Here is a 14803-nt window from a genome sequence, read left to right as displayed (position 1 = left end):
CCCTGTGGGACAGACAGGACCGAGTCTCGTGCCGCTGTCGTCCTTGCGGGAATCCGGGGTGGCTCGGAACGTGCGTCGCTCGATCGACTTTCCACACACCCTGTTTTGAAGAGAGATCTCTAATGAGAAGAACTGAAGTAGTAGTAGGCACTGTGGATTCTGTGGACTGCGGCCGAATCCGCTGCTCAGGGTGCGTGGTGCCGTGGGGATGGCCAGGGGGTGTCTCGAGGATGAACACCCGGCGTCTGTGGAGGCTTCTCGGTTGTCCTCGAGTCATCCTCGAGCGCTCCTCGAGTTGTTCCACCGGATTCACCCAGTTGTTCACACATGTGCACGAAACCGTGGACAGCTCGAGGAATCCTCGAGGACTCCACACGGACTCCTCGAGGATTCCACAAGGCCAGATCCGGACACCTGCTGGTCAGCGGGTGTGTGCAAACCAGCCTGGGGAAACTGTTCATAACGGGCTGTGAGGAAACTCGAGCACGCGCTCGCCCCGGCCTGTGAGCGAATCGGTGGACAAACCAGCGTTTCCTCGAGGACTCCACAAGGATTCCTCGAGGAATCCACAGCCCACAAAAAAGCACCGCCCCAGGTCAGGGGCGGCGCTGGGGTGTGGATACCGCTCAGCGGGAGCGCTGTTTGATTCGGGCTGTGAGTTCCTGCACCTGGTCGTAGACGCGGCGTCGCTCGGTCATCTCCTTGCGCACCTTCTTCTCCGCGTACATCACCGTGGTGTGGTCGCGGCCGAACGCCTGCCCGATCTTCGGCAGCGACAGGTCGGTGAGTTCGCGGCACAGGTACATGGCGATCTGCCTGGCCTGGGCCAGCGGCCGCGCTTTGCCGGGACCGGTGAGTTCTTCCAGGGTGGTGTTGAAGTACTCCGCCGTGACCGCCATGATCGTGGCGGCATTGATCTCCAGCGCCGCGGTATCCGGCATCAGATCGCGTAGCACCACCTCGGCCAGCGGAAGATCCAGCGGCTGACCGTTCAACGAGGCGAACGCGGTCACCCGGATCAGCGCGCCCTCCAACTCCCGGATGTTGCGCTCTACCCGGCTGGCGATCAGCTCCAGCACGTCGTGCGGCACATCGAGCCGGTCCATCCGCGCCTTCTTGCGCAGGATGGCGATGCGTGTCTCCAGCTCCGGCGGCTGTACGTCGGTGATCAGTCCCCATTCGAACCGCGTCCGCAGCCGCTCCTCCAGTGTGGCCAACTGTTTGGGCGGACGATCCGAGGAGACGACGATCTGTTTGTTCGCGTTGTGCAGGGTGTTGAAGGTGTGGAAGAACTCCTCTTGGATGCCTTCCTTGCCTTCGATGAACTGGATGTCGTCGACCAGCAGGATGTCGGTCTCGCGGTAACGCCGCTTGAACGCGACCTTCCGGTCGTCGCGCAGGCTGTTGATGAAGTCGTTGGTGAACTCTTCGGTCGAAACGTACTTGACCCGCATACCCGGGAAGAGCCGCTGTGCGTAGTGGCCGGCCGCGTGCAGCAGGTGCGTCTTGCCCAAGCCAGAGGCCCCCCAGACGAACAGCGGGTTGTACGCGCGGGCAGGTGCTTCGGCGATGGCGACGGCCGCTGCGTGCGCGAAGCGATTGGACGCGCCGATGACGAACGTTTCGAAGGTGTACTTCGCGTTCAAGCTGGCCGAGGACGTCGACGGAGCGGGCGACTCCTGCGACTTGGCGAAGTAGGTGGGCCAGGAGTTGCGCACGTTCACCACGGGCTCGTCGTCGTGATCGCCGCGCTGGTGGTCACCGACCGGCTCGCGCACCGAATCGTGTGCCAGGCCGGTGTCGTCGTCGAGGGTTTCGCGCACAGGGGCCCGATGGGGGCCGCGCATAGCGCCCGGGGACGGTTCGGGATTGAACAGCGACTCCTGCCCCGGCGGGGTGGCAGGCTCTCGTCGCGGCGGAAGTCCGGGTTCTCGGCGCGGTGCGACGTCCGGCGGGGACATCGTGGGCAACTCGCCGGTCTGGGAATACTCGCCGCGCGGAGGGTAGTCGGCATGGGCGTACTCCGACTGGCGGTACTCCTCCGGCGGCGCGAAGTCCTGCCCGTAGTCGGAGCTCGGGTAATCCGAGCCGTCGTTATACGCGGATGCGGGCGTGAAGTCGGCGGGCTGTGCATAACGCGGCCCCGGGTAGGCGTCGCGGCCGGGGAAGTCCGAACCCGGGTAGGCGGCGGGCGCCCGGCCTTCGCGTGGGCGCTCGGGCCTGCTCGTCATCCGCGCGTGCCGGGGAGTGTTGCTCTGCCGGTCGACGGTGGGGGTGGTCGGGGCGGCGATGCGGACGCCGAGTCCTTCCACCTGGGGGCCGAGCCGACGAGCCAGGGAACGGAGGATGGGCTCGCGCAGATCGCGTTCGATGGCCTCTTGGGCCAACGACGAAGGTACCGAGAGCAGGGCGAACCCCTGTGCGACTGTCAGCGGCTTGACCAGCTTCAGCCAAGCCTGCTGTGCTCGGGTCACCGGCGGAATGGCACCGTCCGATGAGCCGGTGGTCAGCTCGGTGACAACCTCGGGCCATACGGTGGCCAGCACGTTCTGCTCGTCGTCCATGCAGTTCCTCCCCGGAGTAGGTCGATGGGAGCAGACGGCCGGGGCACGCATGAAGTGTGATTCTCGGGGGTCGGTCCCGTGATCCTGCGTACGTCCGTAACCGGTTCGGACGCTGCCCGGGTCCCCCATCTGGACAGCGGCTCGGCACCGTCGGCCCTACGAATATGCCACTCCAGGGGTCTTTCCACACAATTATCCACAGATGTGGAGAACCCTGGGGAACCGGAGAACGCGTATACGCGGGAGGGCGGCAACGCCGCGACCTGCGCTTCTGTAGCAATCGTCTGGCTACATACCCTGGTGGCCGAGGTGTGCGATGGCTAGGGGTGTGGACGAACTCACGGTCATGGGAGTACGCCTGACCGGACCGCGCCGATTCTGCCTGGTCATCGGCTCCGGCGCGAAAGGTGGGGCGAGTTTGACCCGTCACGGGCCGATCAGTACCCTCGTACAGTCACCCCTTGGTGCGGTGGCGGTCCTGTGCTGACCGCGTTTAGGTCGTGATCGACCGACTGTGCGCCAGGACCGACACGCGCCGATGATGACCAGACTTGCGATTCATTGCGCAATACACGTATCACCGACAAGCTTCGGGCACTACCTGGTGCCCGCCTACTCGAGGAGTGTTGACCGTGGCCAAGGGCAAGCGGACGTTCCAGCCGAACAACCGTCGTCGGGCGCGGGTTCACGGCTTCCGCCTCCGGATGCGTACCCGTGCGGGTCGCGCCATCGTCTCGGCGCGTCGCCGCAAGGGCCGCGCTTCCCTCACTGCCTGATCCTCGCTCTCGGACGCTCGGGTGTTGCCTGAGCCGTATCGGTTGCATCATCGTGCCGACTTCTCCCGGACGGTGCGCCGCGGCCAGCGAATCGGGAGGCGTGATCTGGTCGTGCATGCGCTCGCACACGGGTATGACGGAGTCGTGGGCGCGAATGGACGACACGATCAGGTCCCGGACGATGTGCTGGTCCGCGTAGGCGGACCCCGTTTCGGGTTGATCGTCAGCAAGGCGGTGGGCAACGCGGTGATTCGACACCGCGTGGCCCGCCGCCTGCGTCATATGTGCGCCCAGGTGGTGGACGAAGTGCCACCCGGAACCGATGTTGTGATCCGGGCGCTCCCTGGCGCAGCTACGTCGTCGTCGGAGGACCTGCTGCGCCAGCTGCGCACCGCACTGCGCAAGCTCCGCGTCGGCGCCGAGGCGGGCGTGCCGACGGGTGGTCCGGCATGAGCCTCTCGGCGAAGCTCGCCCGACTGCCCGCGAACGCGCTGATCTTTTTGATCGAGCTGTATCGGATCTACGTCTCCCCCACCCGCATGCCGGTGTGCCGATTCACCCCGACCTGTAGCGAGTACGCCGTTACCGCCTTGCGCAGTCGGGGCCTGTTCATCGGGCTGGTATTGACGGTCGTGCGCTTGGCGAAATGCGCGCCCTGGCACCCTGGTGGGTGGGACCCCGTCCCGGAGCGGAAGCGGAGCACACTGCGCGCCGAGCCGGCGGACGGGGCAGCGACCGATGTGGCGGCGCAGGAATCCAGCCTGCCCGCCGGACCACGGTCGGAGCCGAACGCTTGTAAAGGATCGCCGCACGCGGTGATCGGCGACACGAACGACGGGAGTGCATAGAGCCGTGCTCGACTTCATTTATTACCCGGTGTCCTGGATCCTCTGGTTCTGGCATCGAGTCTTCGGGTTCGCGTTCGGCGCGGACAACGGTCTCACCTGGGCGCTGGCCGTGGTGTTCCTGGTGTTCACCCTCCGTCTGGTGCTCTACAAGCCGTTCGTCAAGCAGGTGCGCACCACCAGGCAGATGCAGGAGCTGCAGCCGCAGATCAAAGAGCTGCAGAAGAAGTACAAGAACGACCGCCAGAAGATGGCGCTCGAGATGCAGAAGCTGCAGAAGGAAAACGGCTTCAACCCGCTCATGGGTTGCTTGCCGATCCTTGCGCAGGTACCGGTCTTCCTCGGACTCTTCCACGTGCTGCGGTCGTTCAACCGGACCGGCCACGGCTTCGGACAGCTGGGCCTGACGCCCGAGCAGAACGCGAACACCGCGAACTATGTGTTCAGCGCCGCCGACGTCCAGTCTTTCCTGAGCGCCCGCATCTTCGGCGCGCCGATCTCGGCGTTCATCACCACACCGGTCGCCGAGTTGCAGGCCTTCGCCGACTACGGCGGTGTGCCGAGCCGGTTGAGCATCGCGCTCGTCGCGATCCCCTTGATGGTCATCGCCGGTCTGGCCACCCACTTCAACGCACGCGCTTCCGTGGCGCGGCAGACGCCGGAAGCGGCGGCCAACCCGCAGGCTGCGATGATGAACAAGCTCGCGCTGTGGGTGTTCCCGCTCGGCGTGCTCGTCGGTGGTCCGTTCCTGCCGATCGCCATCCTGCTCTACTGGGTCGCCAACAACATCTGGACTTACGGGCAGCAGCACCTCGTCTTCGGGCGCATGGAGAAGGAAGACGAAGCCAAGAAGCAGGCGAAGCTGGAGCAGCGCGCGCAGAACGCGCCGAAGCCCGGCGCCAAACCCGTCAACGTGAAGAAGAAGCCCGCTCCTACCGCCGCTGCTGACACCGCGTCGGACGACGACAGTGCCGCCCCGTCGACGAATGGCACCGCTAAGCCGTCCAAGCAGGCCGCAGGCCCACGCCGTCCGGCAGGCCAGAAACGACCGGGCAACCGGGGCAGGGCGAATCAGAAGCGCAGGCGCTGACCACACGATGGGTGGCTCGAGCCGCCCACCTCGATCGCTGAGCAACCCCCTTGATCGCGAGTACCGCCCGGCGGCGATTGCCCGGCGCGCGCGATGAGCAGATGAAGGAAATCAAATGACTGTTGAGACCGACGGAGGGGACGCCACCGTGGCGACGACGATGGCGAATGACGGAGCGGACACCGGCGATGTCGTGAGTGATACCGAGGAGGCGCTGATCGAGGAAGGCGAGATCGCCGGCGACTACCTCGAGCAATTGCTCGACGTCCTCGACTTCGACGGTGACATCGATCTCGACGTGGAAGGCGACCGCGCTGTCGTGAGCATCGACGGCGGGCGCGACTTGACGAAACTCGTCGGACGCGATGGCGAGGTGCTCGACGCCTTGCAGGAGCTGACTCGCCTCGCCGTCCAGCAGGCGACCGGAGTGCGCAGCCGGCTGATGCTGGACGTGGCGGGCTGGCGGGCCAAGCGGCGATCGGAGCTGAGCGAACTCGGCGCGGCTGCGGCGCAGCGAGTGCTCGAATCCGGTGAGCCGGAGTCGCTGGCGCCCATGACCCCCTTCGAACGCAAGATCGTGCACGACGCGGTGGCCGCCGTGGCGGGCGTGAGCAGCGAGAGCGAAGGCGTGGAACCGAATCGGCACGTGGTGGTCGTTCCCGGCTGAGCGTCTGCTCGAAGCGGACGGTGTGTTTCGCTGCCCGGATGGGTAGTGGTTGGATAGGGCCTCTGGTCTTTCGGACCGGGGGCCTTGTTCGTGTCCGAAGCCCGATTGCTCGCTCGTAGATCGACCCGAGTTCGGAAGGATGTTTCACGTGGAACGAGATCTCGGTGGAACGGCCGCGGTGCCCGCGGAACCGGAGCCACCCGCGTCGGCGGCCACCGTTTTCGGCGACCGACTCGATCTCGCGCGTCGATATTGCACGGCGCTCGCGACCGCGGGCGTAGAGCGGGGACTCATCGGCCCACGTGAGGTGCCTCGCCTCTGGGACCGCCACATCCTCAACTGCGCGGTTCTCGGAGAGTTGATCGCCGAGGGCGCCTCTGTGGTGGATATCGGCAGTGGCGCGGGCTTGCCCGGTATCCCGCTTGCGATCGCGCGACCGGACCTCCGGATCACCCTGGTGGAACCACTGCTGCGCCGAACCATCTTCTTGAGCGAGTTCATCGAGTCGATCGGATTGGACGTGACCGTCGTGCGCGGGCGCGCCGAACAATCCGGGGTGATGAAGGAAGCTGGTGGATCGGACGTGGTCACGTCGCGCGCGGTGGCCCCACTCGGGAAGCTAGCCCAGTGGTCGCTCCCCCTCCTCCGCGACCACGGGCACATGCTCGCGCTCAAGGGCGCCAGCGCAACAGAGGAATTGGAACGCGATGGCGACGCACTGGCGAAAGCCGGAGCGGGCAATGCGGTGGTATTGGAATGTGGCGTCGGGCTGGTGTCCCCGCCCACCATGGTGATCAGCGCCGAGCGGCTCCCTCGCGCCGAGCGGACTTCCCGTCGGCGCGCCGAGCGAGCGGTAGAGCGCAGAGCGAAGACGACGGGTGAAACCGCGGCGACGGAGCGTGGGCGTACCAAGCGTGCCACTCGTAAGTCCAAATAGCAGCTCGTCCGAGCAGGCTCGAGGATTGGACCTTGGGACCCGTAGTCGTTTCGTCACTCTGACGGAATGGTGAGCGGGACGCGGTGGAACGGTAATCGCCGAGCGCTGACGAATCCGGTTTCCAACCCACGTCGGTGATGAGTGTTGGTCGAATCCTGTCGCGAGATGGTTGCCGCCGCTGTGGAGCTGAACTAGCGAGGGTAGGTGATGCGCCCCGCCGAGCATTCCGTGCATTCCGCGCATTCCGCTTCAGGACCACTGCGGCGCAGCGGAGCTCACATCCGGGGACATCCGGGGGACATCCGGGGTGCGGTAGCGACGGTTCCCCGCAGCGTCTTGTTTCACGTGAATCGGTTCAGCGTCTATCTGCCGCGATTTTCAGTCGAACTCAGAAACTCGCCTATCTACTTCTCCGCGCACTCTCGCCTGGAGTCGGAGCGCGGCGCACCCATCTTTCCTGCGCGTCGCCCCCTGACCCCCGCGCTGCGGACGTGCCGCACAGTGACGCGCACTGCACCGGCGAGGTCGCTCGCCGTCAATCACCTGTGATTGAGGAAATCTCGATCTGCTGCCCGCGCGGGCCTCACGCGGTACTGAAGATGCCGTACAAGCCACTCGGGTGACGAGGAGATTCGGCAGCGGGTTGAGGCGTGCGGAAGCGCCGCTTGCTTGGTTCTGGTGCGGAGCGAAGGGGCTCGCCCCTGCGGCCGCGGCGCCGCTGCCATTCAACGTTTCACGTGAATCAACGCCCCCGGCTTACGTGGGCAGCAGCGAGCACTCAGAGCTCTATCTCGGGATGCGCCGCGCGCGCGGACTGAGACCCATCGTCGGCAGAGAGGCACTTCTGGATGTGAGCGCCTACCTGCCGGGAATGCCGCATGCTTCACGTGAATCAAGCTCCCGTCGTGGGTGTCGAATCACCGTTCTGCTTGACAACGAACGATGGGCACCGGGCTAGGAAGTAGGTCGGTAGTCTCGTCGGCCCCACGGCCCCACGGCCCCACGGCCCCGCGGCCCCACGGCCCCGCGGCCCCGCGGCCCGCGGCCCACGGCCCACGGCCGCCGGCATACGAGCTGCGAGCAGGCCGGATAGGGGCAGATTGGTGATTGTGTGCGCCGTAGCTGTAAAGCGTGGGGTGCGAAGTGAAGCCGCGCCCGGCGATGCACGCGGCGATGTAGGCGTGCGGCGATGTAGGCGTTCGGGCCGCGCGTGACTGTGTAAGCAGGGCCGGGAAGGTGAGCGCCGCTGGGCTGGGAGCCAGTTCGCGCATTGCATGATTCACGTGAAACATCCCTGGGTCGTGTTCCTGATCAAAGGCCGCCACACCTCTGCCCTGACGCTCGGCAGCTGCCGTGCCAGGACGAGCTCTCGGTGTCCCCGCGCGTCGGATACCGGATAGCTACGGGGAATGGCGGTTTGGTCGGCAGTCATATGCACCTCCGGTTCATGCTTTCCGTCATTGCTCGTGGGCACCGGACTCGGTCGCGTCGCAGATGACGAACAGGAGTCGCGTCCGGCGCAGTACAGCTCACGCGGTGGCTGACGGCAAGGACAGCCAAGAGAATCACGAACGTCGCCTTCTACGTTCGGGAACCGCCGCACGCCTGGAAACCGTGCAGGGCTGTGTAATCAACCGGCCCGGACTGTCGGTTCCTGTCGGTTCAGGGCGATGTTTCATGTGAAACAACGGGCGCGGCGAGGTGAATTCATGCGGATTTGCGTGTCGCTCTGCGCCTCGCCGCGATTCAGCTTTCTTAAAGCGCTCAGTGCTGGCAAGCTAGTGTGCGTCGGGCGTGAGCGTAGATGCCACGGAGGAATCTGGTTGTCACAGAGGCGAGGAGCTCCGCTCGGTCGATCGGGCGCTGCGAACCCGGTTGTGCATCGTGTTCGATCCGACAAAGGCTGTTGCAGACACGGCGCCGACCCGTCCCTCGCGCGCACGTGTTCTGAAAGTTTCTCGGGTTAGGAGCTGTCTATGTCGAGCGGTCCGGCGAATGTTTCACGGGAAACGGCGTCGCGCGTGCCGGGGATGCTGGACTCCAGCAATTTCGACACGGAGGCATTCGGAAGCACACCGTTCGGGCACATCTCGCCTAGTGAGACCCCGATAGCCGCCGAAGCCCAGCGTGCAAGTCAAGTCCTCCATCCAGGAAAGGTGACTGTGCCGAAACCGCACGAGCAACGCATCATCACGATCGCCAATCAGAAAGGCGGCGTCGGCAAGACAACCACCGCCGTGAATCTGGCGGCCGCCCTGGCGCATCAGGGGATGACGGTTCTCGTGATCGATCTCGATCCGCAGGGCAACGCCAGTACCGCTCTGGGGATCGAACACCATTCTGGCGTCCCCTCCAGTTACGAGTTGCTCATCGGCGAGGTCTCGGTCAAGGACGCGATCAAGACGAGTCCGCACAGCGAGCGACTCCTGTGCATCCCCGCGACCATCGACCTGGCAGGCGCCGAGATCGAACTGGTGTCGATGGTGGCCAGGGAAGGGCGGCTGAAAGCCGCGATCCAAGAGGCGAATATCGCCGGATACGACATCGATTACGTGATGATCGATTGCCCACCTTCGTTGGGGCTGCTGACGGTCAACGCACTCGTCGCGGCGAAGGAGGTGCTGATTCCGATCCAGTGCGAGTACTACGCGCTGGAAGGCGTCGGGCAGTTGCTTCGCAACATCGGCTTGGTGCAGGCGCACTTGAATCCGGAACTCCATGTCTCGACCGTGATCCTCACGATGTACGACGGGCGCACCAAGCTGGCTGACCAGGTTGCCGAGGAAGTCCGCGGACACTTCGGTGACGTCGTGTTGCGGTCGGTGATTCCGCGCAGTGTCAAGGTGTCCGAGGCGCCGGGTTACGGCATGACGGTGCTCGATTATGATCCAGGCTCCCGGGGCGCGATGAGCTACCTGGATGCCGGACGCGAGATGGCGGCCCGTGCGGTGGCCCCGCACGCCGCCGCTACGAAGTCGGCGGAGTGACTCGGCCGGCCGAGTCGATGCTCGGCACAGTCCGGTTTGGCGGAACGAGGAAGGGGTCGGTAGACCGATGAGTCAGGCGAAGAAGGGTGGGCTCGGGCGCGGACTCGCCGCGCTGATCCCGACGGCACCGACGGCATCACCGGGCCTCAGCAGTGCTGCCGCGAGTGTCATCGGTTTGGATCCGGTCGGGCCGCAGCCCCCCTCCACCTACCTGCATCGGGTACCCGATCCCGCCGAGAATGCCGAACTCGAGGCAGGCGGCGCGGTCTACCGCGAGATCCCGCCGGACCTGATAGAGCCGAATCCGAAGCAGCCACGGACGATCTTCGAAGAGGACGCACTGGCCGAGCTGGTGCATTCGATCCGCGAATTCGGTCTGATGCAGCCGATCGTGGTACGACGCACCGAACCGGGCGTGGACCGATATCAACTGGTAATGGGAGAGCGGCGCTGGCGGGCCTGTCAGGAGGCCGGCCTGGCGACCATTCCCGCGATCGTCCGGGAGACCGCGGACGAATCGATGCTGCGCGACGCCCTGCTGGAGAACATCCACCGGGTGCAGCTGAATCCGCTCGAAGAGGCGGCAGCCTACCAGCAGCTGCTGGAAGAATTCGATGTCACGCACGAGGAATTGGCAGCCCGAATCGGTCGCTCTCGCCCGGTTGTGACGAATATGATCCGTCTACTGAAGTTGCCGATCCTGGTGCAGCGCCGGGTCGCGGCGGGCGTACTGTCCGCCGGGCACGCGCGAGCACTGCTCGGTCTCGAGGCAGGTGCGGAGGCTCAAGAGGCGCTCGCCACCCGAATCGTCGCCGAGGGTCTCTCGGTCCGGGCTACCGAGGAAGCCGTCATGCTGGCGAACCGAGAGCAGGCCGCGGCCGCGCCCTCCCCCGTCGCCCGTCGTAAGCCGATCGAGATGCCGGGTCTGAAGGCCGTGGCCGATCGGTTGTCCGGCTCCTTCGACACCCGGGTACTCGTGAGCATGGGTAAGCGCAAAGGCAAGATCGTCGTCGAGTTCGGGTCGGTCGAAGACCTCGAACGAATCGTCGCCCTGATGGAGCAGAACACACCCGATGTGCGACAGAAGTGACGAATTGTAACTTGTGGTTCCAATAGGTGCGGCTTCCCGGCCGAAACGTCACTGTGACGGCTCGGGTTCGCGCGGCCGTGGAGCGTGAGCCGCTCCCCGGCGCAGCAACACAAGTTCTTCTGACCAACAGCACAGCGACATGGAATGAGGCGGGTTTCCCTTGATCGCTTATTCTTGCTGGCGAGCAAACTTTGATGCGACGTGAGCGTGGATGAATCGGACAGCTGGAGGCTGAGCAGAGCGGTGTCGACCAGCGTCACAGCACTAACCCTCGGCGGACTGGAAAAACTTCCCGCGCATGCGCGCCGCTGTGTCTTCTGGGAGATGGACCCCGCGGTGGCGGAGGACTCGCGTAACTTCAGCGACCCGGTCTTCGAGAAAGAAGCCTGGCTGTCCACGGTCCTGCTGGAGTGGGGTTCGTGCGGACAGGTAGCGAATGTCGACGGCAACGTCGCCGGCTGTGCCCTCTACGCACCCCCGAGCGCGGTACCGCGGGCCACGCTCTTCCCCACCTCCCCCGTAAGCCCGGACGCGGTCCTGCTGACCACGCTGCGGACCGAATCTCCCTATCAGGATGCCGATGTGGCCCATCTCCTGATACAGGCTGTGGTAGCCGATCTGGTGCGCCGCGGTGTGCGCGCACTGGAGGCGTTCGGCATCCGCACCGAACCGTCGTCGCAGGCGCTGTCGGAGCGTTTCGGCTCGATGACTCTGCTGGAGCGAATCGTCGCTCCGATCAAGGGAGCGAGCGCGAGCGCGGCGACCGAATGCTCACCCGAGGGGTGCATGATCGAAGCCGACTTCTTGGAGGATGTCGGCTTCGAGGTGGTGGCCCCGCATCACCGCTTCCCGCGTCTGCGGTTGGAGCTCGACTCCGACCACGGCTGGAAGGAAGACGTCGAACGGGCGCTGGATCAGCTGCTCGCGGCGGCATCGATGACCGCGCCGACCCGCATCGGGGCACGCTGAGACAGACGTAGCAGCGCCCCCTGTCGGATTCGAAAGGACAGGGGGCGCTTCGCGTTACGGAGAGTACGGGGCTACATGCGATCCGCGGCGGCAAGTTCTTCGGCCAGCAACTCCGCGAAAGTATAGGTGCCCGTGGGCTGATCGTCCTGGCCGAGCAGGTACAGCCGCTTCACCGAGATCAGAATGGCTTCGGCGATCACGTCGCGCATGCGCGGGTTGGTGAGCACCGAGGCGTCGTATCCGTTTGTCAGGTAACCGATGTCGACCTGCACGGTCGGCATCTTGGTGAGGCGCAACAGGTCCCAGGTACGCGCATGAGTACGGCAGTCCTGCAATGAGGTTCGTGCGACGACTTCCCGCTGGATGAAGCCCGCCAGGACCTGTCCGATCATGGAGACCGAGCCGTGCGAGTTGCCGAAGTAGAACCCGGCGACGCCGTTGGCCAGCGGGCTGGGGTTGGTGGCGCAGCGCAGCGAGATCATCAGATCCGCGTCGAAGGCGTTGGAGGTGTCCGCGCGTTCGGCGTCGGTGGGGTTGGCGCCCCACGGACGCGACAGGAAGGTCTCCATACCCGTGGCCGCCATCCGCCCCTCCAGACGGCTTGCCAGGTCCCAGAGGATTTCCGACTCGTAGACGTCGCCGTACTCGGTCGGTACGGCCCAGCCCTTGTCCGGACCGCCGAGACCCGGATCGATGACGATCCGCTTGCCGGTCAGCTGCGGACCCGCTCGGTGCACCACCTCTTCTTCGGCGATCCGGTGGGGATTGCCGCCGGTCACGCGCGCGCCGAGCAGGTCGAGCGAGCGCAGCGTGTCGGGACCGCAGATGCCGTCGGCCGACAGCCCGATCTCCCGCTGGAACGCGGTCAGCGCGTCATGGGTGTGTGGACCGAAGTAGCCGTCGACGCGGTGCACGTAGAAACCGAGGTCCTGCAACCTGCGCTGGAGCGTGGCCACGTCGTCGCCGTACAGCGGCGCGGACAGCTGATAGATCAGCGTGCGCGCGCCGAGCCGGTAGGACGCTTCCTTCAGTGCCCGGTAGGTCGCCGGACCAACCACTCCGTCGACGAGCAAGCCGCGATGCTGCTGGAACGCGCGTACCGCGGAGTCGAGGTGGTGGTCGAAGTACACCTCGGTGTCCTTCCAGTACTCGCGTGCGTCCGCGTTACCGGTACCGACGTGCGCGTGTAGGAACCCGAGGCTTGCCAGGGTGCTCCGAACCTCTGCTACGGCTGGACCGGAATCGCCGTGACGAAGTCGGTGCATGCGTGAGAGCCCTTTCCTTCCGTCAACCCGCGGGTACCCACTCATGCGATGGGATACACCTTCGCACGACCGGAGCGTCGGTCGATTGTCTCAGACCTGGACCGGGTTTCGACAATCCCCGGGTCCAGGCATCCTACGGCGAGTCGTCGGATCGTGTCGTCAGATGACGTCTTCGAGTTCGCGCAGAAGGGCCGCTTTGCCCTTCGCTCCGACGATCTGCTTGACCGGCTTACCACCGCGGAACAGCATCATAGTGGGCAGCGAAAGGATCTGATAATCGCGGGCGGTGCTCGGGTTGGCGTCCACGTCCAGCTTCGCGATGGTCAGCTTGTCCGCGTGGGTGCCCGCGATCTCCTCCAGGACGGGCGCGACCATCTTGCACGGCCCGCACCAGTCGGCCCAGAAATCGACGAGGACGGGCTTCTCACTCAACAGCACATCGTCGGCGAAGGACGCGTCGGTGACGACGACCGTGTTGACGGACTTGGACATGAATATTCTCCTTGCGATACAGCGAGACGAAAGCTGGGCGGGCTCGATGGACTCGAGCTCAGTTGGCGGGGAGGCTCACCGACCCGCCCGCGTGGGCGAGGGTGTTCGAGGTGATGTCGCCCTGCTCGGCCAACCAGCGCTCGGCGTCGATGGCTGCTCGGCAGCCGGTGCCCGCGGCGGTGATCGCCTGACGGTAGGTGTGGTCGACGAGATCGCCCGCGGCGAAGACGCCCGCGATGTCGGTCGCGGTCGTCGGGTGCTGCACCAGCACGTATCCCTCCTCGTCCAGTGCGACCTGGCCTTTGACGAGTTCGCTGCGCGGGTCGTGACCGATCGCGACGAACAGGCCGGTGGCGGGCAAGTCGGAGGTCTCACCGGTTCGGGTGTCGCGCAAGGTCAGATGGGTGACGCTGTTGTCACCGTGCACCTCGACCACTTCCGCGTTGAGCACGAACTTGATCTTCTCGTTCGCCTTCGCGCGCTCCAGCATGATGCGGGAGGCACGGAATTCCTCGCGGCGGTGCACGATGGTGACGCTGGAGGCGAACTTGGTCAGGAATGTCGCCTCTTCCATCGCGGAGTCGCCGCCGCCGGCCACCACGATGTCCTGGCCCTTGAAGAAGAAGCCGTCGCAGGTGGCGCAGGCGCTGACACCGCGGCCGAGCAACCGCTGCTCACCCGGGACGTTCAGGTACCGCGCGGCCGACCCCATGGCGAGGATGACGGCGTAGGCCTCGAAAGTCTCCCCGCCGACGACGACCTTCTTGATCGGGCCGGTCAGGTCGACGGCATCCACGTCTTCGGTGCGGATGTCCGCGCCGAATCGTTTGGCTTGCTCGCGCATCTCCTCCATGAGATCAGGGCCCATGATGCCCCCGCGGAAGCCGGGGAAGTTCTCGACTTCGGTGGTGGTCATCAGCGCACCACCGAACTGGGTCCCCTCGAACTGCAGCGGCTGGAGCTCGGCGCGACCCGCGTAGACGGCGGCGGTGTAGCCGGCAGGTCCGGAGCCGATGATGATCAGGTCGCGAACTGGCGCGCCGGTGTCGCTTGTTCGCTCGCTACGCTCGCTCATGGGGCCCTTCCGGGAGGATTCGTTGGGACGTGTCGGTCAACAACAG

The 14803-nt window shown here is 65.4% G+C and carries 13 protein-coding genes; 9 read left to right on the top strand and 4 right to left on the bottom strand.

Annotation, left to right across the window (positions count from 1 at the left end; genetic code table 11):
- Positions 1-626 precede the first annotated feature (626 nt).
- Positions 627-2564 carry a chromosomal replication initiator protein DnaA gene (gene dnaA, locus K8O92_08730; protein ID UAK33967.1) on the bottom strand — a complete coding sequence of 646 codons (1938 nt, stop codon included), beginning with the start codon at positions 2562-2564 and terminating at the stop codon, positions 627-629.
- Between the two features lie 632 nt (positions 2565-3196).
- Here dnaA and rpmH point away from each other — a divergent pair.
- The 9 genes from rpmH (at position 3197) to K8O92_08685 (ending at position 11925) form a co-directional block, all read left to right on the top strand.
- The gene (rpmH, locus tag K8O92_08725; protein UAK35547.1) at positions 3197-3340 is read left to right on the top strand and encodes a 50S ribosomal protein L34; all 144 of its coding nucleotides are present in this window, start codon (positions 3197-3199) and stop codon (positions 3338-3340) included.
- Between the two features lie 21 nt (positions 3341-3361).
- Positions 3362-3793, top strand: coding sequence for a ribonuclease P protein component (gene rnpA, locus K8O92_08720; protein ID UAK33966.1), 432 nt, complete (start codon positions 3362-3364; stop codon positions 3791-3793).
- Positions 3790-4188 carry a membrane protein insertion efficiency factor YidD gene (yidD, locus tag K8O92_08715; protein ID UAK33965.1) on the top strand — a complete coding sequence of 133 codons (399 nt, stop codon included), beginning with the start codon at positions 3790-3792 and terminating at the stop codon, positions 4186-4188. Before rnpA ends, yidD begins: the two co-directional genes overlap by 4 nt.
- A 4-nt stretch (positions 4189-4192) precedes the next feature.
- Positions 4193-5275, top strand: a complete 1083-nt coding sequence (yidC, locus tag K8O92_08710; GenBank protein UAK33964.1) for a membrane protein insertase YidC — start codon at positions 4193-4195, stop codon at positions 5273-5275.
- A 160-nt stretch (positions 5276-5435) separates the two neighbouring features.
- Positions 5436-5942 carry a protein jag gene (locus tag K8O92_08705; GenBank protein UAK35546.1) on the top strand — a complete coding sequence of 169 codons (507 nt, stop codon included), beginning with the start codon at positions 5436-5438 and terminating at the stop codon, positions 5940-5942.
- A gap of 139 nt (positions 5943-6081) precedes the next feature.
- A complete protein-coding gene (rsmG, locus tag K8O92_08700; protein UAK33963.1) occupies positions 6082-6879 on the top strand; it encodes a 16S rRNA (guanine(527)-N(7))-methyltransferase RsmG in 798 nt (265 codons plus the stop codon).
- Positions 6880-9041: 2162 nt separating this feature from the next.
- Positions 9042-9866, top strand: a complete 825-nt coding sequence (locus K8O92_08695) for an AAA family ATPase (protein ID UAK35545.1) — start codon at positions 9042-9044, stop codon at positions 9864-9866.
- A gap of 67 nt (positions 9867-9933) precedes the next feature.
- On the top strand, positions 9934-10956 hold the full coding sequence (locus K8O92_08690; GenBank protein UAK33962.1) for a ParB/RepB/Spo0J family partition protein: 1023 nt from the start codon (positions 9934-9936) through the stop codon (positions 10954-10956).
- Positions 10957-11199: 243 nt separating this feature from the next.
- Complete coding sequence (locus K8O92_08685) at positions 11200-11925, top strand: GNAT family N-acetyltransferase (protein ID UAK33961.1); 726 nt, start codon at positions 11200-11202, stop codon at positions 11923-11925.
- A 71-nt stretch (positions 11926-11996) separates the two neighbouring features.
- On the opposite strand, the gene K8O92_08680 is transcribed toward K8O92_08685, so the two are convergent.
- The 3 genes from K8O92_08680 to trxB form a co-directional block, all read right to left on the bottom strand.
- Positions 11997-13190 carry an N-acetylmuramoyl-L-alanine amidase gene (locus tag K8O92_08680; GenBank protein ID UAK33960.1) on the bottom strand — a complete coding sequence of 398 codons (1194 nt, stop codon included), beginning with the start codon at positions 13188-13190 and terminating at the stop codon, positions 11997-11999.
- A 159-nt stretch (positions 13191-13349) separates the two neighbouring features.
- On the bottom strand, positions 13350-13682 hold the full coding sequence (trxA, locus tag K8O92_08675) for a thioredoxin (GenBank protein UAK33959.1): 333 nt from the start codon (positions 13680-13682) through the stop codon (positions 13350-13352).
- Positions 13683-13740: 58 nt separating this feature from the next.
- Positions 13741-14757: a thioredoxin-disulfide reductase gene (trxB, locus tag K8O92_08670; GenBank protein ID UAK33958.1), complete on the bottom strand. Its 1017-nt coding sequence runs from the start codon at positions 14755-14757 to the stop codon at positions 13741-13743.
- Positions 14758-14803: the final 46 nt, after the last annotated feature.

It is taken from the genome of Nocardia asteroides (assembly GCA_019930625.1).
In the GTDB taxonomy this organism is placed as follows: Bacteria; Actinomycetota; Actinomycetes; order Mycobacteriales; family Mycobacteriaceae; genus Nocardia; species Nocardia sputi.
Note: the sequence above shows the minus strand (reverse complement) of the source record. Positions and strands in the feature narration are given on the sequence as shown.